Origin of the sequence: Lacinutrix neustonica (genome assembly GCF_026625145.1) — a bacterium.
Classification (GTDB): domain Bacteria; phylum Bacteroidota; class Bacteroidia; order Flavobacteriales; family Flavobacteriaceae; genus Lacinutrix; species Lacinutrix neustonica.
The window spans coordinates 1,983,927-2,007,789 of record NZ_CP113088.1 but is presented as its reverse complement, the minus strand read 5'-3'; the positions used below and the strand labels follow the sequence as shown (position 1 = coordinate 2,007,789).

At 35.3% G+C, this 23,863-nt stretch carries 17 protein-coding genes, 1 tRNA gene and 4 pseudogenes; 9 read left to right on the top strand and 13 right to left on the bottom strand.

Features of this window, described 5'->3' with window-relative positions; genetic code table 11:
* Positions 1 to 17 precede the first annotated feature (17 nt).
* The 7 genes and pseudogenes from rsmA to N7U66_RS10955 form a co-directional block, all read right to left on the bottom strand.
* A pseudogene (rsmA, locus tag N7U66_RS10980) lies at positions 18 to 816 on the bottom strand (16S rRNA (adenine(1518)-N(6)/adenine(1519)-N(6))-dimethyltransferase RsmA).
* A gap of 97 nt (positions 817 to 913) precedes the next feature.
* The gene (locus N7U66_RS10975) at positions 914 to 1,237 is read right to left on the bottom strand and encodes a DUF4286 family protein (RefSeq protein WP_267675359.1); all 324 of its coding nucleotides are present in this window, start codon (positions 1,235 to 1,237) and stop codon (positions 914 to 916) included.
* Between the two features lie 108 nt (positions 1,238 to 1,345).
* The gene (locus N7U66_RS10970) at positions 1,346 to 3,133 is read right to left on the bottom strand and encodes a tetratricopeptide repeat protein (RefSeq protein WP_313791173.1); all 1,788 of its coding nucleotides are present in this window, start codon (positions 3,131 to 3,133) and stop codon (positions 1,346 to 1,348) included.
* A 558-nt stretch (positions 3,134 to 3,691) separates the two neighbouring features.
* Positions 3,692 to 4,965: pseudogene (serS, locus tag N7U66_RS10965) on the bottom strand (serine--tRNA ligase).
* Between the two features lie 181 nt (positions 4,966 to 5,146).
* On the bottom strand, positions 5,147 to 5,530 hold the full coding sequence (locus N7U66_RS22570) for a hypothetical protein (RefSeq protein ID WP_390886654.1): 384 nt from the start codon (positions 5,528 to 5,530) through the stop codon (positions 5,147 to 5,149).
* Positions 5,454 to 6,458, bottom strand: a complete 1,005-nt coding sequence (locus N7U66_RS10960; protein WP_390886570.1) for an HTTM domain-containing protein — start codon at positions 6,456 to 6,458, stop codon at positions 5,454 to 5,456. The genes N7U66_RS22570 and N7U66_RS10960 overlap by 77 nt, the downstream gene beginning before the upstream one ends.
* Positions 6,448 to 7,368 carry a bifunctional riboflavin kinase/FAD synthetase gene (locus N7U66_RS10955; protein ID WP_267675358.1) on the bottom strand — a complete coding sequence of 307 codons (921 nt, stop codon included), beginning with the start codon at positions 7,366 to 7,368 and terminating at the stop codon, positions 6,448 to 6,450. The genes N7U66_RS10960 and N7U66_RS10955 overlap by 11 nt, the downstream gene beginning before the upstream one ends.
* Before the next feature lie 496 nt (positions 7,369 to 7,864).
* Here N7U66_RS10955 and N7U66_RS10950 point away from each other — a divergent pair, with 496 nt between their 5' ends.
* Positions 7,865 to 10,849 carry a reprolysin-like metallopeptidase gene (locus tag N7U66_RS10950; protein ID WP_267675357.1) on the top strand — a complete coding sequence of 995 codons (2,985 nt, stop codon included), beginning with the start codon at positions 7,865 to 7,867 and terminating at the stop codon, positions 10,847 to 10,849.
* A complete protein-coding gene (locus tag N7U66_RS10945) occupies positions 10,825 to 11,199 on the top strand; it encodes a T9SS type A sorting domain-containing protein (protein WP_267675356.1) in 375 nt (124 codons plus the stop codon). Before N7U66_RS10950 ends, N7U66_RS10945 begins: the two co-directional genes overlap by 25 nt.
* 53 nt (positions 11,200 to 11,252) lie before the next feature.
* On the opposite strand, the gene pth is transcribed toward N7U66_RS10945, so the two are convergent.
* From pth to N7U66_RS10930, 3 genes are all read right to left on the bottom strand, one after another.
* Positions 11,253 to 11,819 (bottom strand): aminoacyl-tRNA hydrolase, encoded by a 567-nt coding sequence (gene pth, locus N7U66_RS10940; RefSeq protein WP_267675355.1) that lies wholly within the window; start codon positions 11,817 to 11,819, stop codon positions 11,253 to 11,255.
* A 148-nt stretch (positions 11,820 to 11,967) separates the two neighbouring features.
* On the bottom strand, positions 11,968 to 12,612 hold the full coding sequence (locus N7U66_RS10935; RefSeq protein WP_267675354.1) for a 50S ribosomal protein L25/general stress protein Ctc: 645 nt from the start codon (positions 12,610 to 12,612) through the stop codon (positions 11,968 to 11,970).
* 52 nt (positions 12,613 to 12,664) lie between these two features.
* A complete protein-coding gene (locus tag N7U66_RS10930; RefSeq protein ID WP_267678515.1) occupies positions 12,665 to 13,600 on the bottom strand; it encodes a ribose-phosphate pyrophosphokinase in 936 nt (311 codons plus the stop codon).
* A 150-nt stretch (positions 13,601 to 13,750) separates the two neighbouring features.
* On the opposite strand from N7U66_RS10930, the gene N7U66_RS10925 reads away from it, so the two are divergent.
* The 4 genes from N7U66_RS10925 (at position 13,751) to N7U66_RS10910 (ending at position 16,717) form a co-directional block, all read left to right on the top strand.
* Positions 13,751 to 13,830, top strand: a tRNA-Leu gene (locus tag N7U66_RS10925).
* Positions 13,831 to 13,903: 73 nt separating this feature from the next.
* Complete coding sequence (locus N7U66_RS10920) at positions 13,904 to 14,491, top strand: HupE/UreJ family protein (RefSeq protein WP_267675353.1); 588 nt, start codon at positions 13,904 to 13,906, stop codon at positions 14,489 to 14,491.
* A gap of 197 nt (positions 14,492 to 14,688) precedes the next feature.
* On the top strand, positions 14,689 to 15,120 hold the full coding sequence (locus N7U66_RS10915; RefSeq protein ID WP_267675352.1) for a deoxycytidylate deaminase: 432 nt from the start codon (positions 14,689 to 14,691) through the stop codon (positions 15,118 to 15,120).
* 4 nt (positions 15,121 to 15,124) lie between these two features.
* Positions 15,125 to 16,717 (top strand): S41 family peptidase, encoded by a 1,593-nt coding sequence (locus N7U66_RS10910; RefSeq protein WP_267675351.1) that lies wholly within the window; start codon positions 15,125 to 15,127, stop codon positions 16,715 to 16,717.
* A 175-nt stretch (positions 16,718 to 16,892) separates the two neighbouring features.
* On the opposite strand, the gene N7U66_RS10905 is transcribed toward N7U66_RS10910, so the two are convergent.
* From N7U66_RS10905 to N7U66_RS10895, 3 genes are read right to left on the bottom strand one after another with little or no spacing between them, the layout of a single operon-like run.
* The gene (locus N7U66_RS10905) at positions 16,893 to 17,504 is read right to left on the bottom strand and encodes an FAD-dependent oxidoreductase (protein WP_267675350.1); all 612 of its coding nucleotides are present in this window, start codon (positions 17,502 to 17,504) and stop codon (positions 16,893 to 16,895) included.
* 3 nt (positions 17,505 to 17,507) lie between these two features.
* Positions 17,508 to 17,705 (bottom strand): hypothetical protein, encoded by a 198-nt coding sequence (locus N7U66_RS10900; protein WP_267675349.1) that lies wholly within the window; start codon positions 17,703 to 17,705, stop codon positions 17,508 to 17,510.
* Between the two features lie 10 nt (positions 17,706 to 17,715).
* Complete coding sequence (locus N7U66_RS10895; RefSeq protein ID WP_267675348.1) at positions 17,716 to 18,297, bottom strand: MarC family protein; 582 nt, start codon at positions 18,295 to 18,297, stop codon at positions 17,716 to 17,718.
* A 135-nt stretch (positions 18,298 to 18,432) separates the two neighbouring features.
* On the opposite strand from N7U66_RS10895, the gene N7U66_RS10890 reads away from it, so the two are divergent.
* The 3 genes and pseudogenes from N7U66_RS10890 to N7U66_RS10880 all read left to right on the top strand — a co-directional run bounded on the left by N7U66_RS10890 (position 18,433) and on the right by N7U66_RS10880 (position 23,453).
* A complete protein-coding gene (locus tag N7U66_RS10890) occupies positions 18,433 to 19,002 on the top strand; it encodes a DUF3109 family protein (RefSeq protein ID WP_267675347.1) in 570 nt (189 codons plus the stop codon).
* Between the two features lie 772 nt (positions 19,003 to 19,774).
* A pseudogene (locus N7U66_RS10885) lies at positions 19,775 to 20,756 on the top strand (ribonucleotide-diphosphate reductase subunit beta).
* A gap of 219 nt (positions 20,757 to 20,975) precedes the next feature.
* A pseudogene (locus N7U66_RS10880) lies at positions 20,976 to 23,453 on the top strand (ribonucleoside-diphosphate reductase subunit alpha).
* Positions 23,454 to 23,863: the final 410 nt, after the last annotated feature.

The following is a 23,863-nucleotide window of genomic DNA, read 5'->3' as shown; positions in this document are numbered from 1 at the left end:
TTCTTCCACCTAAAAGTCTAAATTTTGCTGTCGTTTTCTATTGCGGTTGTAAGTTCTATAAACGCCTGAACATCTAGTTGCTCCGGTCGTTTGTCAAAGATAACATTTGCTTTTAGAATATCACTCAAATCAAATGTTTTTAAGCTGTTGCGTAATGTTTTTCTGCGTTGCTGAAAAGCCGTTTTCACAACTTTAAAAAAAGTTTTTCATCGCATGGCAAACTGTAATCAGCTTTACGTGTGAGTCTTAATACGCCGGAATCTACTTTTGGTGGTGGGTTGAAAACAGTTGGAGGCACAGTAAACAAATACTCAGCCTCATAAAACGCTTGGGTTAAGACCGAAAGAATACCATAGACTTTACTGCCTTCTTTAGAACAAATACGTGCCGCAACTTCTTTTTGAAACATTCCGGAAAATTCGGAATCTGATCGCGTAATTCTAAGGTTTTAAACACAATTTGAGTCGAAATATTATAAGGGAAGTTACCAATAATAGCAAAAGGCTCCTCTTTAAACGTTTCACTAACATCGTATTTTAAAAAGTCTTTTTCAATGATTCTTGGCGTTAGATTTAAGTAATTGTTTTTAAGATAAGCAACACTATCTGTATCGATTTCGATGACGTAAGTCGTTGTGGGTTTCTTAAGTAAATATTTGGTAAGCACGCCCATTCCTGGGCCTATTTCTAAGACGTTTTCGTAACCTTTTAAGCTTAAAGTATCCGCAATTTGCTCTGCAATAGCCTCATCTTCTAAAAAGTGCTGTCCCAAAAACTTTTTTGCTTTAACTTCTATTTTGTTGTTGTATTTGCTCATAAGCGTATGCCCTTTTTAGAAATTTTGAATGTGATTATCATGAACGTTAAAACGTCCGTGTTTTAAGGGTTGTGTGAATCTTAAAACTTAGCTACAGCTATTTAAAATCTACAGAATATTCATTAATAACTTCTAACTCGGTTCTAAACGCTAGCATTTTATCTGCGAATCTTTTGAGTCCGTCGCCACGAAGTCTTTCAGCGTCTTCTGTATAATAAGCCTCTAAAGTTTCTCTAGAATGGGCTCTGTATTGAATGGAGTATGTTTGACCTTCCAAATCTTCATCAACTAAAACTTTTGTTAGTTTTGCTTCTTTAAACTTGCCTGTGGCGAGTACTTGGGGAATGTGTTCCTTAATCCATTGTAGCCACTCCTCGTGAATACTGTCGTCTATATTTATGGTGACGTTATATATTATCATAATTTAAAATAGAAGATTAAATTCAAGTTGTAAAATGTGTGGTGAACACGCTACAAAGGTAATATTTTGATTTTAGAATGTGAGTAATCCAAAGAAGGAAACTGTTTACTAATTCAAGGCATCACCACGTAAGGCTCTAAATTTTTTTCGAGCTTCTACGAAATAAATACTATCTGCGTGTTCAAAAAGCAGGGTTTCATAGAGTGGTTTTGCTTTTTCAGGAGACGCTAAATGATTCGCGTAAATTTCTGCTAAAGCATATAAGGCATCATCAATTAAAATGCTCTCTTTAAAATCTCGAATGAGTAAGATATAGTTGTCTTTAGCTTTGTCATAGGCTTCTTTTTCCTCAAATAACTGAGCTTGTTTTAAGAGGGTTCGAGGGACAATAATTTCGGTTTTATAGGCTTTCAATATGGTAGAAAGAAGATTAATAGCTTCCTCCTTGTTGTTTTGAAAGGCTAATAAATCGGCTTTCGCATAAATTTTAAGTGCTGTTTGCAATGAATCTACAACTTTATTATCAGAAATTAGTAATTTTAAATCTAAGGCGTCATTTGCAGTAAGCTGAGATGTCGATTTTTTTAATACTTTTAATTGTGATTCTGCCCATTTAAAATCCCCTTTATAATAACTCGTTTTAGCCACTTTAAATCGTGCCAATTGAGAAATGGTACTATTTTTTAAACTGCGTTGAATTTGTGTATAATAAATTAAGGCTTCATTAAATTTTTCTTCTAATACCAGTATGTCTCCAAGTTCTAGTTTTAATTGTGCCAATTGAAATTCACTAACATTAAGATTTAAACTTTCTTTCAAAAAAGCAATAGCTTGTTTTGTTCTGCGATAGTTGAAAGCCAAAAAATGAGCATAAGCAATTTGCAACTCTAGAGTACGACTGCTTCTACCATAATGATCCGTAAGACTTAAATATTTTTCATTAAGCGTCTCATACGTTTTAGGTGTGGCTTCTTTAGTCTCAATATTTATTATGTGGTATTGTGCTCGAATTTTATCGTCGATATCTTGTGAATTGTCAATAATAAATTGAAAAACAGCCTTTGCAATGTCATTCTGTTTTTGATTGTAGGCAATGTTTGCTAATTCTTCAATACGATCCGGACTTTCTAACTGCCTTTTAAATATGGCCTTTTCTTGAATAAATGCTTTTTTGTAATCTTTTTGCTGTATAAAGAGCCAACTCAGTAATTCATTCCATAATATGTTAGGAGCTGTTTGAACTTTCTTTAATAAGATTTTTCTTAGAATGACATTATTTTCATTTTCATCACTCTCACTTATAAAGGTGCTAAATTCACGTTTTATAGTATTTACATAGGATTCATTGTCTTCAGAAAACTCCGGATAGCTGTTAAACATCTTTTCAATATTTCCTTTTTCACCATAAATACGTGCTAACCGCATATTAAAGTTTAACTCAGGGTCAAAAAGCATAGCTTTTTCATAAGTGGTAATCGCTTGATTAAGTAATGATAAGTTTTCGAAAGCAATGCCAAGGGCATAAGCGAAATTCGGCTTTTCTTCAATAGAAGCAATCGCTTTATTATAGTTTGCGTTTGCAGAAACACTGTCATTTTGAAGGGCGTAGTTATACCCTAATTCTATATATAATGGCGGAAAAGGATAGCGTGACAACTCTTCCTCCAATAATTGTTGCGCTTCTGTGTGTTGCTCTAATTGCTGATGTGTTTTAACGAGTTGTAACAGGTAATTACGATTGTTACCCTTTTTGGAATAGAGCTTTGTGTAGAGGACTAACGCTTTTTCAAATTCGCCTTTTTTAAAGTATTCTCTTGCGACAAGATCTTCGTCCTGAGCAAAAGTTGTCAAGCTGAATAGAAGAAAATAGAGTAATAACAAAGACGTTCTCATCATAGTGTAAATATATCAAATGTCATACCACTTCACAATTAAAAAGAGGGTATTATACCGCTCTTTTAAATTACCATTTGTTAAAAACAAAATCAATAACAGCGTCGATGTTCTGTTATTCGTTGTTATTTCAAAATAGAACCTTGCTGTATGGACTATTCACTGAAATAAAAATAAAAAAAATGCCTGAAAATAAATTCAGGCATTAGCCAATCTAAATAAATGTGCTATTAATCATCATATTTAAAATGATTCAATTACTTGATTGAGGCTTATTTTTAAATTAGAAGTATTATCATTCGTTAACGGCTAATGTGGTGTTATTATCTGCTTTGAATTCTTTGAAGTCTGATTCAAAAACAACTATTGCAATGATAATAAGGGTAGCAAGTAGGAATAAGCGTTTAATGTTTTTCATGGTTCTGTATTTTTAACTTGGGCTTTTAAAAGTGAGAAGAAAAAACCAAACAGCAAAAGGAAACACGAGAAAATCGTCAAACAACGTGTTTTTTTAACACTTAGTCGAGGAAAATCAATAATTTAAGCCTGTTTATGCTCCCTTTAGTCTATAATTGAAAATCCTGTGTAGGGCACTAAGACCTCCGGAATAATAATTCCTTTTTCTGTTTGGTAATTTTCCAAAATACCAGCAAGAACGCGAGGTAGTGCAAGTGAACTACCATTTAGAGTATGAGCGAGTTCATTTTTGCCGTCACTGTTTTTAAAGCGTAACCTTAAACGATTGGCTTGGTAAGATTCAAAGTTAGAGACACTAGAAATTTCTAGCCAACGATCTTGAGCTGTAGAAAACACTTCAAAGTCATAGGTCATAGCAGAAGGAAAGCCCGTATCTCCAGCGCATAAGCGTAAAATACGATAAGGTAGTTTTAATTCCCGTAAAATATCTTTTACGTGTTCAATCATACCATCAAATGCTTTATAAGAATGTTCTCGGATGCTCCACGCGAATAATTTCAACTTTATCAAATTGATGAAGTCTGTTCAAACCGCGCACGTGTGCGCCATAGCTTCCCGCTTCACGTCTAAAACATGGCGTGTAGCCCGTAATACTAATGGGCAGCTCACTTTCAGCGAGTAATACATCTCTAAAAACATTAGTTCCTGGAACTTCAGCGGTGGGAATTAAATATAAATCATCACGAGAGTCGTGATACATTTGTCCTTCTTTATCTCGGTAATTGGCCAGTACCATAACAAGAAGCCTCATTGACTAAGTGCGGCAATTGGTACTCGGTATAGCCAGCAGCAGTATTTTTATCTAGGAAGTAAGCAATTAATGCACGTTGCAGGCGAGCACCTTTTCCTTTATAAACAGGAAAACCAGCGCCGGAAATTTTGTTACCTAATTCAAAATCAATAATATCATATTTTTTTGCTAGGTCCCAATGTGGTTCTGCACCAGCGTATAATTTTGGGATGTCACCTTCGGTAAAAATTTCTTCGTTGTCCGCCTCACTCTTGCCAGCAGGAACAGAAGGGTGTGGGACATTTGGTAATTTATATAATAACTGTTTTAAATCCTCTTCCGTGCTATTTAACTGGTCTTTTAATAGTTTGTCATTGTCTTTTAAAGCCGTTGTTTTTTCTTTTAAAGCATTCGCTTCTTGTGCTTTCCCGCATTTATATAAATCCCCAATTTCTTTTGAGAGCGTGTTTAGTTCTGCTTTAGTATTGTCTAGGTCGGTTTGCAGTGCTCTACGTTTGTCGTCAATGTCTATAACTTCGTTTACAATAGTGGTCGCATCAAAATTTCTTTTGGCCAAACCAGCGATTACCGCATCTTTGTTTTCTCTTATAAAGGGTACCTGTAACATAAATTTTATTTTGGGCGCTACCGTTAGGTCAGGCTATAGACGTTGTGTTTTTGTAGACACTTAAAACGTTAAGTAGATTCTGAGCCTAGACTTTGGACTTCGATCCTTAGCGCAAACTGAAACTTTGATTTAAAGTGGTAAAAGTAGTAAGATTTCGTATGCTTTAAAATAAAAATGAAGTCTATTTTGAAGGGAGTATCCAATCGTTGTGTTTAAATACTTTCCATTCTGTATTGGCCAGATCTACTTTAGGATCAATAAGCTGTTGGTAGGGTTTGCCATTTACACTTACATTTGCATTTACAAAAACCTGTATATCCTGCCCTTTCTTTTTATAGTCTTTTTTTAAATGCTGAGAAAATTGCCAAATAACATCGGGCTTTGTACTCGCTAATCTTATTTGTTTTCGTGTTAAATAGTAGTCTAAGTTTATAGGGGTTTTTTCGCCTGTAGTTTTATTTACAACGTTGTAACTCGTATAACTACTTTTAGAGCGCAACATCATACGCCAAGAGAGCCTGTGTCCTTCTTCGGTCCAGGAGCACATCATCCTGAATAAAGTGATGGCGTAAGGGTAGTATGACTTGAATAATAAAATATAAGCTGGCAACAAACAATAAAGGAAATTTATAGGGAGGAATGATTGTTTTTGACTCTGTGTATAACGATTTATGTTTTAAAAAAAGGTTTTTAATGGTTTTAGGTTCAAAAAAGAACAGTGAAAAAGCCAATGATAAATAAGGAAAAACGCCAACCTGAAATACAATAGAATTAAACATATGAAAGAAAATAGAAACAACAAACGCATATTTTCCGGTACGTTTAAACAAAAGCAAAGGTATGATGAGGCCATCAAATAAAATGCCGCCATAAGCGACCAAGTATGGCATAAAATCAAACTGCAAATAAGGGCCAATGATAGGCACACTCGCTTTACTTTTCATTAATAATTTTGGAACTGTTAAGTCTATCCAATCGGGATATATTTTAGCAATAGACGCATACGTATAAAGGATGAGCAGCTGTAGCACAAAAACCCACTTACACCAATTTGGCATAGAAATACGCTTAATACTTGGTCTTAATTTAACATCTATAGAAGCATACTTATGGGCAGGTAGAAAAGCCATAATTAGGCATAGTAACATTAAAAAATAATAGTGGTTATTGTAAGATGCTTTTTGCATTAAATACACAGCTGTCCACATAATACCAAATGAGACGATACTAAGCCTATATTTATAACCCACCATAATTAAAAGGCCAAACAGTCCCATGATTACATAATAAGCATACATCCATTGTCCTGGTAAGGGTTGTAAAAACTCAAAACCAATAAACGAAAAAGTAAATTTAGGCTCTACTAAAGTCCTTGCAACCCAACCTGTGAAAATAGCGCCAACAGATTCTAAAAAACAGAGCAAACCAAACACCATGCGGAAGACAATTAACCCACTATTATCTATAGGTTTAAATAGAAACTTATTGAGCATTGTTTTTTATAAATTTTAAAGCGGTTAATTGGTCTTGTTGTAGTTGTTGTTTTAAAGCTTCAACAGATTGAAATTTATGTTCGTCTCTTAATCTATGGAGTAATTCAACCTTTAAAGGCTTGTCATATAGAGAGGCGTTAAAATTAAAAAAATGAACTTCTACAGTCTCTTTAATTCCGTTCACAGTGGGATTAATTCCAATATTCATCATTCCAAAAACAAGACGATTGTTAATCGTAGATTTCACAATGTAAACCCCTTTTTTTGGGATGAGTTTATAGGTTTCTTCAATATGTAAATTCGCTGTGGGAAAAGTTAAGGTACGCCCTAAGCCTTTACCTTTTACAACTATTCCTGTGAGAAAAAAAGCATACCCTAAAAAGCTGTTTGCTGTGGCAATATCACCATTTGTTAATGCTGTTCTTATCTTTGTAGAGCTAACGGCAACTTCATTTATGTCTTGTGCACTTATTGCTTCAACTTCAAAACCGTAGTGTTTTCCAAAAGCGATTAAATCATCAATATTCGCAGAGCGGTTTCGGCCAAAATGATGATCGTAACCGATAATTATATGTTTTGCTTGGAGTTGATTTACTAAAATGGAATCAACAAATTCCTCAGCGGTTAATCGCGAAAATTCTTGTGTGAATTTTTTAACCACCAAGTTTTCTAATCCAAAATGCTTGAGGATGGTTTCTTTTTCGGTAATCGTATTAATGAGTTTAATATTGGCGTCTTTTTGTAATACCATTCTTGGGTGAGGAAAGAAAGTAAGAATAGTAGGCTCTAGATCTTTGCCTTTACCAACTTGAATGAGGCGTTCTATTATTTTTTGATGTCCAATATGCACACCGTCAAAAGTGCCAATAGTGACCACTGTGTGTTTTTTTTTAACCGCTGGTGATTCCAAATATGAATAGTTTAGATACAAAAATAAAAAAAGACAACTGAAATAACTCGAATATAATTTTAAGTTTTATTCTTTTATAATCTTTGCGGTATTATTTGCTTGGATTCTGTAAAGTTGTTTAAACACTTCCATTTCTAAAAAGAGTTTCCTGTCGCTTTTCTATATGTTAACGCTTTGTGCTGATCACAACTGGATTATTATTGAAGAATAGACCTCTAATTACTGTCACTTTTTTCAACACAGCAGAATTTAAAGAGAAACGTATTAGTGAATAGGTTTTTTTTAAAAAAATACATTTTATTATTTTTGTATTATCCAAATAAATGAGCTGAAACGCATGTTTTATCGATTAAAAACCTTTCTTAGGAGTGTATTGGATCACGTTTTTTCCAGCGGTGTATGTGGGATTATAAAAAGCACTAATATTTGATTTATTTCTATGTTTTTATGAAAAATATTGGTTATTTTGAATTTAATTAATCAATTATTAACTAATATGAAACTAAAATTACATTACTTATTCTTAAGTATTTTTGTTTTTTCTATTAACGCATACAGTCAAGAGGGCTTGTGGAGTAATACTTCTTTTGTTGAAGGGAAAGACGGTGTCTATCTAAAAAATTTGGACGCAGATAATTCAGAAATTCTTAAATTGAATATTGAAAGCTTTAAACAACAACTAGAGGGGGCGCCATTACGTTCAAATTCTCAAGGAAAATCAAATACTATTGTTAATTTTCCAAATGTAGATGGAAAATTTGAATCATTCAGAATTGTTGAAACGTCAATATTTTCAACCAATGACAATGAGCATTCAGAGATTAAAACGTATTTAGGTTCTAGAACTGATGATTCAGGAACTCGCGTTAGATTTAGTGTTACTCCACTAGGATTAAAAGCAATGATTTCTGAGCCAGGCAAAGAAACGGTGTTTATTCAACCCATAACTAAGGTGTCAAATAACCAGTATTTAATTTATAATAGAACAGCACAGTTAAATGCATCGAATACTTTTGAGTGTCTAACAGACGATATTGATATCTCGAAAAGAAAAGGAAGTGTTGCAACTTCAAGAGATGCAAATGATCAGTTATTAAGAACTTTTAGAATAGCGATCTCTGTTACTCAAGAATATACTGGCTTTTGGGATGATGGTATTGCAGGAAATGGAGACGATAGAGCAGATGCATTGGCTCAAGTCGTGTCCACTTTAAATAGAATGAATGAAGTGTTTGAAGTCGATATGGCCATTACTTTCGTATTGGTAGATACGGCTGATGATCCTGCGATAGATTTAATTTATTCTCCATCCGTGCCTGATCCTTATGGAACCGATTTAAATGGTGATTTACAAGCAAATCTTACAGCTACTGTTGGAGAAGCAGATTATGACATAGGACACTTATTTGCTTTTGCCTCTAATAATGGTAATGCTGGTTGTATAGGTTGTGTATGTTCAAGTGGCAAAGGAAGTGGGTTCTCAGCTCACGAATTTACTGATAACAACGGAGGGCCATATATGTCTGATTTTTTTGACATTGACTATGTGCCTCATGAAGTTGGCCACCAAATGGGAGCCAACCATACATTCTCTTTTAATTCTGAAGGGACAGGTGTAAATGCAGAACCAGGTAGTGGAACAACCATTATGGGTTACGCTGGTATAACAGGAGGCAATGATGTTCAAGACCATAGTGATGCTTATTTCCATTATCACAGTATTGATCAAATTTTAGATAATGTGGCTACTGCGCCAAATAATTGTGCCGTTACTACAAGCATTACGAACAATCCACCAGTAGCAGATGCCGGTTCTGATTACACAATTCCCTATGGTACAGCTTTTATTTTAAAGGCATCAGCATCGGATGCTGACGTAACAGATGTATTAACCTACTGTTGGGAACAAATAGATGATGGCGTTACAACCAATAGTAACTTCGGACCAACCAAAGGTACGGGAGCATTATGGCGTTCAAGACCACCAAGTACATCACCAAACAGATACATGCCTATATTAGAAAGGGTATTAAATGGGCAATTAACAGAAATTACACCTGTGGAAACAGTGGACAATTCATCGTGGGAGACTGTTTCAACTGTGGGAAGAGATTTAAACTTCGCATTAACTGTTAGAGACCGTTCTGAAGCAGGAGGTGTGGGACAAACTCCACAATCTGACTTTGATGAAATGTTAGTAACAGTGGATGGTGCTTCAGGGCCATTCACAGTGACCTCTCAAACGACTAACGTTCTTTGGGATGCGGGTTCTACTCAAACAGTGACATGGGATGTGGCCGGAACAGATGCAGGTTTGGTGAATACGCCAACTGTTAATATATTATTGTCTATCGATGGCGGCCTAACCTTTCCTTACACGATGGCTTCAGCTGTTCCTAATGATGGGACTCATGATGTCACCGTGCCTCTTACAGGAGGTGATACCTCTTTGGCAAGAGTGATCGTTGAAGGTAATAATAATATTTTTTATTCTGTAAATGCTTCAAATTTCTCTATTCAAGAATCTGAGTTTGTTATTACGGTTTCTAACCCTGTAATTGATGTGTGTGAACCAGCAGATGCTATTTATAATTTTACTTATAATACGTATTTAGGTTTTACTGATACTACAAACTTTTCTGTGGTTGGTTTACCAGTTGGAGCATCTGCGGTAATTAATCCAACATCAGCTTCGGCAGATGGAACCACAGGAACAGTGACCGTATCCGGAACGGGAAGTTTGGCTTTAGGGTCTTACAATTTTACAATACAAGGCGACTCAGGAGCTATAACAAAATCTGCAGATCTTACTCTTAATGTTTTTAGTAGTGCTATTAGTGCAGTAACTTTAGTATCACCTTCTGATGGTGCGATTGATATTTCTGCCGATGGTGATTTAGTATGGAATAGTGACGTTAATGCTGAGGATTATTTTGTTGAGGTAGCTAGTGATGCTGGCTTTACCGCTATTGTTGAATCGGCTACGGTTCAAGCGACATCGTATACTACGACAGCACTTAATGCTAATACTCAATATTACTGGAGAGTTACAGCTTCAAATGCTTGTGCAACAGCAAGTCCATCAAGTACCTTTAGTTTTACAACGGCAAACTTAACCTGTGGCACATTTTCAGCAGGAGGGCTTCCTTTAACCATTTCTGAAAGTGGTGCAGGAAATACTTATAATGCCTACGTCAATGTGACCAGTGATCTTCCAATTACAGATGTTAATGTGATTATTGATATTACGCATAGTTGGGATGCCGATTTAGACATTACTTTAACAAGTCCTAATGGTACTATTGTTGAGTTGACTTCTGATAATGGTGGAAGTGGTGATAATTATACCGCAACTATTTTTGATCAGGAATCAACCGGAGGACCTATTACTGGTGGTGTTGCTCCTTTTACAGGGAGTTTTGTGCCGAAGGAGATTTATCGACTTTATACGGAGAAATGTCAGCTGGAACTTGGATTTTAACTGTTGTTGATGATGCTAATCAAGATGGAGGAACTTTAAATAGTTTTGATTTAGAATTATGTGTTCAAGGTACGTTGTCGGTTGATAAATTTGAGACTACGATATCTAACTTCATACTCTACCCTAACCCTAATAACGGGTCGTTTAATATACAATTAGCAAACACTTCTACTAATGGTATTGAAGTTTCGGTTTTCGATATTAGAGGTCGCAGTGTTTATAATAAGCGTTACCCAAATACGCCTAATTTTAACGAGACTATTACTTTAGAATCCGCTCAATCAGGACTGTATATTTTACAGGTTTCAGATGGTGTAAATACTCAAACCAAAAAGATTGTAGTTAATTAATTACTATAAAAACTATTTATAAATAAAAAAGGAAGCGCTTGGCGCTTCCTTTTTTATTTCCCATTAAAGAGATTCATGGTCGTATTTATTCCGGCCAAGCCAAAGGATTTTATAACTGCAATAGACTTCTCTAGTCTTTCCTCTAGTTTTTCATCTTCCTCAGGGGTCCATTCACCTAAGACATAATCCACTTGTCTGCCTTGAGAAAAAGCATCGCTAATTCCAAATCTAAAGCGGTTGTAATTCGAGGTGTTTAATTTGTCTTGAGTATCTTTTAGTCCGTTATGTCCCCCAGCACTACCTTTTAACTTTACACGAATGCTGCCAAAGGGCAAGTTTAAATCGTCTGTGATTACCAGCAGGTTGTCTATTGGAATTTTCTCCTTAGTCATCCAATATACTATGGCTTTTCCACTCAAATTCATATAGGTATTTGGTTTGAGTAGGATAAAGGTTCTTCCTTTAAATTTATAGGTGGCTACCTCTCCAAGCTTTTTTGTTTCGAAGGTTAAGGCTTCTTTTTTGGCAAAATAATCTAAAATTTTAAAACCGATGTTATGGCGCGTGTTTTTGTACTCTTCGCCAATGTTTCCTAAGCCGATAATAAGAAATTTTTTCATAGGATCTTGTTCTTCTATTGAGGGTTTGGGTTTATTTATTTTAAAAAGTTTGGTCACACAGTTAAACATAAGCCGAATGATTTTCAGTAAAAATAAAAAAAGCATCCTGAATAAACAGGATGCTTTATAGTATTTAAAAATGTTGAATTTATTCTTTTACTGCTGCTACATCATCAGTTTCAGTTGCTGGAACATCTCCTGCTTCATCTTCTTCTTCAGTATCATCTTCATCATCCTCAGTGATTGCTGCTCTAGAACGTCTCACTAAACATACTACCGTGTTGTCCGGGTGCATGAATGTGTAGTCTTCACTAGCTAATTTTGTGATGTATAATTTGTTTCCAATTTTAAGCTCAGAAATTTCAGCATCAATATAGTCAGGTAAATTTCCTGGTAAGGCTTTTACTCTTAAACTACGTTTGTTTTTACGTAAAACACCACCGTTTCTAACACCACGTGGATTTCCAATAAAGTTTACAGGAATATCCATAGTTACCGCTTTATCTTCAAATGTTTGATAGAAATCTACATGTAAGATGCGGTCTGTTACCGGGTGAAATTGAATGTCTTGCAAAATAGCATTGAATGTTTCGCCACCTTCTAATTCGATTACAACTGTATGCGCATTAGGTGTGTACACCAATTTAGAGAATGCTAATTCAGCTGCCGAGAAATGCACTGCTTTGTCTCCTCCGTATAATACGCAAGGAACCTGACCAGCATTACGTAAGGCTTTTGTTGCTTTGCTGCCTACGCTTTCTCTTTGAGATCCGTTGATTGTAATTGATTTCATTGTTTTTATTTATATTTAATTTATTTATATACTTTGTTTAGAATGTAGTTAACTACATTAAAAATTTAGAGCTAATCGACTTGTTGTAATGCACATTATGCATGACTTCAGCAAATAAATCGGCACAGCTAATCACTCTAATTTTTTTACTCTCTTGCTTTAGCGGTATCGAGTCGGTAACAATTAATTCTTCTAATTTTGAATTTTCTAATTTTTCATAAGCATCGCCCGATAAAATAGGATGTGTACATATGGCTCTTACACTTAATGCACCACGCTCCATCATTAAATCAGCAGCTTTTGTTAGTGTGCCGGCAGTATCTACCATATCGTCTACTAATACCACATTTTTACCAGTAACGTCACCAATAAGTTCCATGTGAGAAATCACATTCGCTTTGGCGCGTTGCTTATAACAAATAACAACATCGCTTTCTAGTGCTTTAGAATAAGCATAGGCTCTTTTACTACCTCCCATATCTCGGGAAGCGATTGTTAAATTATCGAGATTTAATGCTTTCAAATACGGTAAAAACACAGTTGATGCAAATAAATGATCTACTGGTTTTTCAAAAAAGCCTTGAATTTGGTCTGCGTGCAAGTCCATGGTGATAATTCTAGTGGCGCCAGCTGCTTCCAGCATTTTTGCTACTAATTTCGCAGCTATTGGTACTCTAGGTTTGTCTTTTCGGTCTTGTCTCGCCCAACCAAAGTAAGGCAATACTGCAGTAATATGTCTCGCAGAGGCACGTTTTGCAGCATCTATCATTAATAACATTTCCATTAAATTTTCTGAACTTGGATTGGTAGATCCAATAATGAAAATTCGTGTCCCTCGTATAGACTCTTCGTAAGAGGGTTGAAACTCTCCATCGCTATACGTCGAGGTGATCACGTTACCCAAACTGGCACCATAGGCTGCTGCAATTTTTTCAGCTAAAGCTTTACTTTGTGTAATGGAAAAAATTTTAGCGTCTCGGCTTAGTATTTGGCATCGTTAAAATGTTGTTTAGCAGCGTTTAACACCGCCTGATTTTTAATGAGGTGCAAATTTAGAATTTTTTTTCATCTATTAAGCATAATCCCTACTATTTTTAAGGCATTTACAGAAAAAAGATATATTTTTGTGCTCACAATTGCTCAAGTGGTGGAATTGGTAGACACGTCGGATTCAAAATCCGATTCTTCGGAGTGCGGGTTCGATTCCCGCCTTGAGTACAAAAAGCTTCAATTTATATTGGAGCTTTTCTCTTTTTTTATATATTTACCGAGTCCCTAAAAATGATTACTTATGCTCCAAGAATTTCGGTTTGATGTAAAATATGGTATCGATCATGTTTTAGATATCAATGCTTACGATCACATTTTATTTTTAATTGTTTTAACCGTCCCTTATTTATTTAAAGATTGGAAACGGGTGTTTTTATTAGTTACCATGTTCACGGTTGGGCATACGCTGTCGTTATTATTGGCAACTTATGGTGCTGTAAGTATTAAAGCGAGTATTGTCGAATTTTTAATACCCGTGACCATATTAATCGTGGCTGTTTTTAATGTTTTCACCTCCGGTAAAGGGGCCCAAAAAGAAAAAGTGGGTGTTTTGTTTATTTCTACTTTGTTTTTCGGTCTTATTCACGGCTTGGGTTTTGCAAGAGAACTTAAAATGCATCTAACGGCTGGGGAAAATAAATTATGGTTACTTTTAAAATTCGCTTTAGGGATTGAAATTGCTCAAATCATTATTGTCTTTATTGTGTTGTTTTTGGGGTATTTAATGCAAACCATTTTTAGATTCTCTAAACGAGACTGGGTAATGGTCATATCTGCTGTGGTTATTGGTTTAGTCATACCTATGTTAATACGAAATAATATTTTTTAAGGGGTTTACTTAAACTTTTCACAAATCTTCTTTATTTCATTGTAATTAAAATACTAACAACTTATCTTCGTTATCATTAGAGGTTGCACTACGGATTATGTCTTTTGTTGAGGTTCTTTTTTGTTTTTCAAAAAATAGAGTATCAGACAGTAGTCTTGATTTAACACAGAAAAGCACGCCTAATAGATGCTATAAACATGCCAAAAATAAAACAACTTAAATACGATAAAGCCTACTTGCGAATTGCCAAAGAATGGGGGAAATTATCACATTGTCATAGAAAACAAGTCGGAGCACTTATTGTTAAAGGGCGGATGATTATTTCTGATGGTTTTAACGGAACACCAACGGGTTTTGAAAATCCTTGTGAAGATGAAAAGGGGGATACCAAATGGTACGTGCTCCATGCCGAAGCTAACGCGATCTCTAAAGTAGCATCATCAACACAGTCTTGTAAAGGCGCGACATTATACATTACGCTTTCACCATGTAAAGAATGTAGTAAGTTAATTCATCAAGCTGGCATAATTCGTGTGGTATATAAAGATGGATATAAGGACGATTCTGGTTTGCGCTTCTTAGAAAAGGCAGGGATAGAATTGCAACAAATTGAGGATTTAAACGCTTAAAAAAATGAATAAAAAGTACTGGCCTTTAATTATAGGAGCTGCGATTGCAGGTGGTATTTTTATTGGGGGAAATCTCGATTTTAATGATTCTTCAGATCGTTTGTTTACTTCAAATAGTAAAAAAGACAAATTGAACCGTCTTATTGACTACATCGATCATGAATACGTTGAAGACGTCAATACCGATAGTATAGTAGATGTCACGGTTAACGGTATTCTGCATAATTTAGATCCGCACTCGGTTTATATTCCTAAAGATGAATTACAGCGTGTAACCGAAAATATGAAAGGCGATTTTGTAGGGATTGGCATAAGCTTTTATACCTATAAAGATACGATAACCGTAATAAGAACCATTGAAAAGGGGCCTAGTGAGCGTGCCGGTTTAAAAGGAGGTGATCGTATTATTACTGCCAATGGCGATTCGCTTTTTGGTCGCGATTTAACGGATGGCGATTTGATTAAAAGGCTGAAAGGACCTAGAGATAGCAAGGTTGTGCTAGAGGTCATAAGAAGGGGTGAGGAACAAGCGTTAACATTTGAAGTAAAACGAGAGGATATTCCTATTAGAAGTGTAGATGCGGGATATATGTTAACGGAAACTTTAGGATATATAAAAATTAATCGTTTTGCCGAATCAACATACAAGGAATTTAAGCGCGAATTAACAAAATTAGAAAAGAAAGGAGCCCGTGCATTAGCTTTAGATTTGCGAGAGAATCCAGGCGGATTTTTAGGTATTGCAGAACAAATAGCAGACGAATTTTTAGAAGATGATAAACTTATTTTATTTACAAAAAATAAGCGCGGGGATATAGAAAAAAGCTTCGCTACAAAACGAGGTTCTTTTGAAAACGGGCATGTGTATGTTTTAATCGATGAGAATTCGGCATCGGCCAGCGAGATTGTAGCGGGAGCATTACAAGATAATGACAAGGGTACTATTGTGGGTAGGCGTTCTTATGGCAAAGGTTTGGTGCAACGCGAAATGCAATTGGGAGATGGGAGTGCTGTGAGGTTAACCGTGTCTAGATATTATACACCAACGGGACGCTCCATTCAGCGTGCTTATGAAAAAGGAAATAGTGATTATTTTGATGATTATTATGCCCGTTTAGATAGTGGAGAATTACTAGATCCTGAAAAAATTGAAGTTGCAGATTCTCTAAAGTTTACGACACCTAATGGAAAAATAGTGTATGGGGGTGGTGGTATCATTCCGGATGTTTTTGTCCCCTTAGATGAACGGATGCAAAATGAAACCGTTGCTTTTTTAAGACGTCGCGGATACATTAGTAATTTTGCTTTTGAGATGTTAGAAAATGACCGTTCCGGATTTAATGATTTGTCACGGGAGGCGTTTATATTAAATTATCAAGTAAGTGATGACGCCGTTGAAGAGTTTCAGGATTATTTAAATATAAAGCGAAAAACGACGGTGGTTTTTGTTACCTATAAAGAAGAAATCAAACAATACCTCAAGGCGGCTCTAGCAGAGCAACTTTATGGTTTTGGAGCTTACGAAGAAGTTTTAAACCAAAAAGATATGATGGTGAATGAGGTTATTAATTTAAGTAAGGGCAGTTTTCAAGACTAATATACTGTGATTTTACAAGGACTACTGCTTTTTGTTCATAGGAGTAGAATCTAAAGGCCAAAGATTTGGAATTCGATTAAATTTCAAAAGATATAAAATAACGTTTCTTATTTGGCTGTTGAATAAAAAATACCGCAATAGCGTTTTTTTTAAAATTATTTAATCTGCTTGGGGCTTATAGTGATGTCGTCTTGTCGTGCACTTTAGTCTGCTTCCCATTATTCCAAAGCGTTAAAATATCTGTGGCTACATGTGCACCACTACCCGAAGCTATCGCAAATTGGCTACGCCAACCAGCTAAAGTGCCTGCAACAAAAAGATTTTCTTTAATGAGATGGTTTGTGTTTTTGAGCCAAATACGGTTTTTTTCGATAGCAGCTTTTGGATGTGGTTTGATATAATTTTCTAAGCCCTTAATCGTTAGTAAATTCGTATACCCTACAGCAATAACCACGCGCTTTGAAAGGTATTCCTTCTTGTTTGTGATTACTATAAATCCATCTTTAGTTTCTACAATGGTAGTAGCTTTTTCTTTTTCAATTTGAATCACTTCGGGATATAATTCGGCCAATTGTTCTTTACCACTTTTTAGTAAATCTTTACCTAAGGTACCTGGAGTCAAGCCTAAAACATTGTTAAACAAGGCGTTCTGTAAGTGGGAGGTTTTTTGATGCGTAAGAATCGCTACGGTCTTACCTTCGGCAAATGGTTTTTCTAGGGCAGAGCCTAAAACTAAAGCACAGGACAATCCAGCGGCGCCACCTCCTATAATTAGCGTGTCTAGCATCGTTTAGTGTTTGCTTTTCTTTTCAATTTTTTTCGAAATCCGTAAAATTTGAAGTAATAAAATAGCGCAAAGGGATGCGAAAATGGTAATTAGAGCAACAACGCTCTCGCCTTGAAAAAACGCGTCAAAATTTATTTTGGTGGCATTATATATAATTAATCCCATGGCAATAGCACTTAATATGATTGTAAATAGTTTCATAGTTACAAAGTTAAGCAAAAAGAATTTTAATGTTGTGCGCAAATAATTTTACAGAAATAGCGAGTAAAATCACACCAAATACTTTTCTAATAATATTAATACCATTTTGCCCAATTAATTTTTCAATCCTACTAGAGGTTTTTAGAACGATATAGATAACGATGACGTTTAGTAATACTGCGGCGATAATATTTTCGGTAGAATACTCTGCTCTCAGTGACAGTAATGTGGTTAAACTTCCGGGACCAGCAATTAAAGGAAACGCCAAAGGAAATACAGAAGCCGTCATCGGGTTTGTCGCTTCGTCCTTGTATAAGGTAATGCCTAAAATCATTTCTAAAGCAATAAAAAAGAGTATCAGAGAGCCTGCAACAGCAAATGAGCTAACATCAATACCAATGAGATTTAAAATACTTTTACCTAAAAACAAAAAAGCGATTAAAATTACACCAGCAATAATAGAGGCTTTTTCACTTTGTATGTGCCCAGCTTTTTTGCGTAGGTCAATAATTATAGGAACATTTCCAATAATGTCAATCACAGCAAACAGTACCATAAATACTGTGACAATTTCTTTAAAATTGAAGGTCATAACCGCAAGGTTTTAAATTTTCGGCAAAAGTACTTCTAAATAAGTGATTTACAAATTTATTTACTGCGTTAATTCGAGTTTTAATTTTTGAAAGTTTTCGACGTATATTTGTAGCCAATTTGAGATTTTAAACCCATGTTCCAACTTGGAAAAACAATAGTTTCTGAAGCTATTATAGAAAATGATTTTTTGTGTAACCTATCAGCTTGTAAAGGGGCTTGTTGTATCGATGGGGATGCTGGTGCGCCTTTAACAGAAGAGGAGGCTAGCACCCTAGAGGCTATTTACCCAAAAGTAAAACCGTACCTACGAAAGGAGGGTATTGCCGCGATTGAAGCGCAAGGCACCTCTGTAAAAACCGCTTTTAATGAATTGGAAACCCCTTTAATAAATGGCGCAGATTGTGCTTATGTTATCTTTGATAAGAAAAAAACGGCGCTTTGTGGTATAGAAGAGGCGTATAACCAAGGACAAGTGGACTGGAAAAAACCTATTTCTTGTCATTTATACCCTGTGCGAGTTAAAGAATACACTGAGTTTTCGGCGGTGAATTACGACAAATGGGACATCTGTGATGATGCTTGTACCTTGGGGAAGGAATTACAAGTCCCTATTTATAAGTTTGTAAAAGAAGCGCTCATTAGAAAATTTGGTGAAGATTGGTACAGTGAATTGGAGAAGGTGGCAGATAAGATGAAGTCTTAAAGGTATCGCTAACCTTCATGATACACGATTGATGTGCATTCTAAAGGGTCATTTGTAATCACGTGTTCTATTGATTGCTTTGTGAATAGTTTATTTATTTTATTCTATAACCTTTTTTTCTTTTATACCATTATAGTTATTAGAAATGCTACTAGTTTTTTACTGTTAAAAAAGGAGGCAACAATAGTGTCGTCGTTTTAGTTATAAATAGTCTTGTGCACGGCTCATTTTAAAAATTACTAAAGCTCCAAAGACGGGCTTTTTATTTCAGGACTATTTTCAGAAATTTCAGTAGCTATTTTAATTAAAAACTCAATGTCTTTAAAAGGGCAATTTAAAGTCATGTATTCTTACTCTTTAGCGCGAGAATTTTCTTTTTCTGCGATGTCTTTTTATGTTTTCAGAATCAACATCTATGATTTTAATCGATATTACGCTCCAGTTTTTTTGAATTTAAAATAAACAAGAGAAATATCATTTAATTATTAAATGTTTAATTATCAGATATTTACTATGTTTTCAAAGCCTTAGATGATATTAATAAGTGCATGTTTACAGGATCGCTTTTTTTTGTTCCTATTCTACTTAAAAAATTAAAACGCTATAACGGCAGTGAATCCGACTTGTAGGTGTACATTTCAACAATTGATGTTAAAAACTTTGAAAAGATTTAGGGTAAAGCACCTTTTAAAATCATAGATTATTTCCAATCTTTGTTTGTCCCAAGAAAGAGTATTTTTTGATCTAAGTTAATTTTAAAAAAAACACAATTATGTCGCAAGCCATCGAGCCAATATTAGCACCAAATAAAGATAGATTTGTCATTTTCCCAATTCAACATCATGATTTGTGGGAATGGTATAAAAAATCTATGGCTAGTATCTCGACCGCTGAGGAAATTGATTTACATCAAGACATCACAGATTGGTCAAATAAATTAACAGACGATGAGCGTTATTTTATTAAACATGTGTTAGCCTTTTTTGCGGCTAGTGATGGTATAGTAAATGAAAACTTAGCTGAAAACTTCGTGAATGAAGTACAATATAGTGAGGCGAAATTTTTCTATGGTTTCCAAATCATGATGGAAAACATTCATAGTGAGACCTACTCATTATTAATCGATACCTATGTAAAAGACGAAAAAGAGAAAGCGAATTTATTCAATGCTATTGAAACCTTTCCTGCTATTAAAAAGAAAGCAGACTGGGCATTAAAATGGATAGAGTCTCCAAGTTTTGCAGAGCGCTTAATTGCTTTTGCAGCCGTAGAAGGGATTTTCTTTTCAGGGTCTTTTTGCTCTATTTTCCGGTTAAAAAAACGGGGCTTAATGCCTGGATTAACCTTCTCTAATGAGTTAATCTCCGAGAGATGAAGGGATGCACTGTGATTTTGCGGTACACTTACATGAAAATCATTTAGTGAATAAAGTACCAAAAGAACGCATCAAAGAAATTATTATCGATGCGCTTAACATCGAGCGTGAATTTATTACAGAGTCTTTACCAGTGAGTTTAATTGGTATGAATGCTAATTTAATGACTCAGTATTTAGAATTTGTTACTGATTCTTTATTAGACGATTTAGGCTGTGACAAAGTGTATAACACAGCAAATCCTTTTGATTTTATGGACATGATTTCACTGCAAGGTAAAACCAACTTCTTCGAAAAACGCGTAGGAGATTACCAAAAAGCGGGAGTGATGAATAAAGAAGTAGACGAGGATAAATACAATATGGATTTCGATTTTTAACAACGAAATCAATTCGAAAAAAAATAATAGTATCCTTGGTATCCTGTTTTCAATAGATAGCCACGAGCTGCCTTTGTAATCACGAGTGCCAATAGGAACACCAATATAAAAAACTAAACAATAACTCGCTGTTGATCAGGTTATTATGTTTTAGAATAATCAACTAACCGCTTTATTGATCGTGGGCTCAGTAAAGGATAAAATCTAAATGTGTAAAGTATGTATGTAATTAAAAGAGACGGGAGAAAAGAACAAATCATGTTCGATAAAATTACGGCACGTGTTCGTAAATTGTGCTACGGATTAAACGAATTGGTTGACCCTTTAAAGGTGGCCATGCGCGTTATTGAAGGGCTATATGATGGTGTAACCACTAGTGAATTAGATAATTTGGCAGCCGAAACTGCTGCAACAATGACAACGGCACACCCAGATTACGCACGTTTAGCAGCACGTATCTCTGTTTCTAATTTACACAAAAACACAAAGAAAACATTTAGTGAAGTGATGCATGATTTGTATACGTACGTGAATCCACGAACGGGTAAAGCGGCTTCTTTGTTAAGTGAAGATGTGTATAATGTCATACAAGAAAATAAAGACGTTTTAGACTCGACAATCATTTATAACCGCGATTTTGGATATGATTATTTTGGATTTAAAACTTTAGAACGTTCTTATCTTTTAAAATTAAACGGGAAAATTGCAGAGCGCCCACAACACATGTTAATGCGTGTGTCATTAGGGATTCATTTAAATGATTTGGAATCGGCTATAGAAACCTATGAGCTGATGTCGAAAAAATACTTTACACACGCGACACCAACACTTTTTAATTCGGAACACCAAAACCGCAAATGTCATCTTGTTTTCTTTTAACAATGAAAGATGATAGTATTGAAGGGATATACGACACATTAAAACAAACAGCAAAAATCTCGCAAGCAGCAGGTGGTATCGGGCTATCGATTCATAATGTGCGTGCAACAGGCAGTTATATTGCAGGAACTAACGGGACTTCAAATGGTATTGTACCCATGTTAAAAGTCTTTAATGATACGGCACGTTATGTAGATCAAGGTGGCGGGAAACGTAAAGGAAGTTTTGCGATGTATATCGAGCCATGGCATGCAGATATTATGAGTTTCTTAGATTTAAAGAAAAACCATGGTGCTGAAGAGTTGCGTGCGCGAGATTTGTTCTACGCCATGTGGATGCCGATTTATTCATGCAGCGTGTACAGGAAAATGCAGAATGGACCTTAATGTGCCCTAACGAATGTCCAGGATTATGCGACGTACATAGTGAAGCATTTGAAACCCTATATATTAAATATGAAACCGAAGGTAAAGGGAGAAAAACCATTAAAGCGCGTGAACTTTGGGAGAAAATTTTAGAATCTCAAATTGAAACAGGTACCCCATATATGTTGTATAAAGATGCAGCAAACCGTAAGTCTAACCGAGAAAAATTTAGGAACTATTCGTTCTTCAAATTTATGTACGGAGATTATGGAATATACCGCTCCGAGATGAGGTCGCGGTATGTAATTTGGCATCTATAGCATTACCTATGTTTATAAAAAATGGAGCGTTCGATCATAAAGAACTCTTCCGAATTACAAAACGGGTAACAAAGAACTTAAATCGAGTGATCGATAGAAACTACTACCCCGTAAAAGAAGCCGAAAACTCTAACTTTAGACACAGACCAGTAGGTTTAGGTGTTCAAGGTTTGGCCGATGCCTTTATCAAATTGCGTTTGCCATTTACAAGTGATGAAGCAAAAGCCTTGAATCAAGAGATTTTTGAAACCTTATATTATGCGGCTGTTACAGCAAGTATGGAAGAGGCAAAAGTAGATGGCCCTTACGAAAGCTATAAAGGATCACCTATGAGTGAAGGGAAATTCCAGCATAATTTATGGAATATCCAAGAAGACACCTTAAGTGGTCGTTGGGATTGGGATAAATTAAGAAAAGAGGTTAAAAAACATGGCGTGCGTAACTCGTTATTGGTCGCGCCAATGCCAACAGCTTCAACCTCTCAAATTTTAGGAAATAATGAATGTTTCGAGCCGTATACCTCTAACATTTATACCCGTCGTGTACTGTCCGGAGAGTTTATAGTTGTAAATAAACACTTACTTGAAGACTTAGTAGAATTGGATCTTTGGAATGAAGAATTGAAAAACGAAATCATGAGAGCGAATGGTTCTGTTCAAAATGTCGACGGTATCCCTGCAGATATTAAAGAACTGTATAAAACGGTTTGGGAGATGAGCATGAAAGACATTATCGATATGTCTCGCCAACGGGGTTATTTTATAGATCAATCACAATCTCTTAATTTGTTCCTCGAAGGCGCAACCATGTCGAAGTTAACATCGATGCACTTTTATGCTTGGAAGAGTGGCTTAAAAACAGGTATGTATTATTTACGTACTAAGAGTGCGGTAGATGCTAAGAAAATGACGGTGACTAAAGAAAAGAAGGCAGAACCAATGGCTCAGAATGTCGCTGTAATTAATGACGGTGTCATACAAAAGCAACAAAAAGCAGCCAAAACAGCAGAGACCTTTGCAAAGCAAAACACTGATAATGTAGACGTTGAACCTTTAAGTGCTGAAGAAATGAAAGCGTTAATTGCACAAGCGAAAGAAGCAGAAGGTGATGATTGTTTAATGTGTGGAAGCTAATTAAATACTATTCTATACGGATGAAAGCATCTCACCTAATAAAATCGCTGTAATAAAAGCGCTAAATTAAGTAGTATTACCGAGAAAAGTGCCTTGAGGTTCAAGGTACTTTTTTTAGAGCTTAATTGAAATTGAAACTTCGACGCTAAGCAACTGATAATCATATTTATATGTAATTAAACGATGATTTTAAAAAAAATATAACCTTATAAAAATATAGTATATGTAGAGTAATATGGTGAAGATAAGTACAAAAAAAAGGGACATTTAGAAATATCCCTCTTGGCTTTTTTGTTTACAAGTTTGGTTCCTAGGCCTATTTTGTAATTAAAAATAAAAACGAGGTTAATAACCTCTTACTTATTTCTTCAAAGAAACAAAATTTCAATCTTCTTGCCAAGTTAAATATT

Bases quoted from the DNA above. Each gene is read 5' to 3' on its own strand.
- N7U66_RS10975 (WP_267675359.1), bottom strand. From the start codon at position 1,237: ATGATAATATATAACGTCACCATAAATATAGACGACAGTATTCACGAG.
- N7U66_RS10970 (WP_313791173.1), bottom strand. From the start codon at position 3,133: ATGATGAGAACGTCTTTGTTATTACTCTATTTTCTTCTATTCAGCTTG.
- N7U66_RS10960 (WP_390886570.1), bottom strand. From the start codon at position 6,458: ATGCTCAATAAGTTTCTATTTAAACCTATAGATAATAGTGGGTTAATT.
- N7U66_RS10950 (WP_267675357.1), top strand. From the start codon at position 7,865: ATGAAACTAAAATTACATTACTTATTCTTAAGTATTTTTGTTTTTTCT.
- N7U66_RS10945 (WP_267675356.1), top strand. From the start codon at position 10,825: ATGTCAGCTGGAACTTGGATTTTAACTGTTGTTGATGATGCTAATCAA.
- pth (WP_267675355.1), bottom strand. From the start codon at position 11,819: ATGAAAAAATTTCTTATTATCGGCTTAGGAAACATTGGCGAAGAGTAC.
- N7U66_RS10935 (WP_267675354.1), bottom strand. From the start codon at position 12,612: ATGAAATCAATTACAATCAACGGATCTCAAAGAGAAAGCGTAGGCAGC.
- N7U66_RS10920 (WP_267675353.1), top strand. From the start codon at position 13,904: ATGCTCCAAGAATTTCGGTTTGATGTAAAATATGGTATCGATCATGTT.
- N7U66_RS10915 (WP_267675352.1), top strand. From the start codon at position 14,689: ATGCCAAAAATAAAACAACTTAAATACGATAAAGCCTACTTGCGAATT.
- N7U66_RS10910 (WP_267675351.1), top strand. From the start codon at position 15,125: ATGAATAAAAAGTACTGGCCTTTAATTATAGGAGCTGCGATTGCAGGT.
- N7U66_RS10905 (WP_267675350.1), bottom strand. From the start codon at position 17,504: ATGCTAGACACGCTAATTATAGGAGGTGGCGCCGCTGGATTGTCCTGT.
- N7U66_RS10900 (WP_267675349.1), bottom strand. From the start codon at position 17,705: ATGAAACTATTTACAATCATATTAAGTGCTATTGCCATGGGATTAATT.
- N7U66_RS10895 (WP_267675348.1), bottom strand. From the start codon at position 18,297: ATGACCTTCAATTTTAAAGAAATTGTCACAGTATTTATGGTACTGTTT.
- N7U66_RS10890 (WP_267675347.1), top strand. From the start codon at position 18,433: ATGTTCCAACTTGGAAAAACAATAGTTTCTGAAGCTATTATAGAAAAT.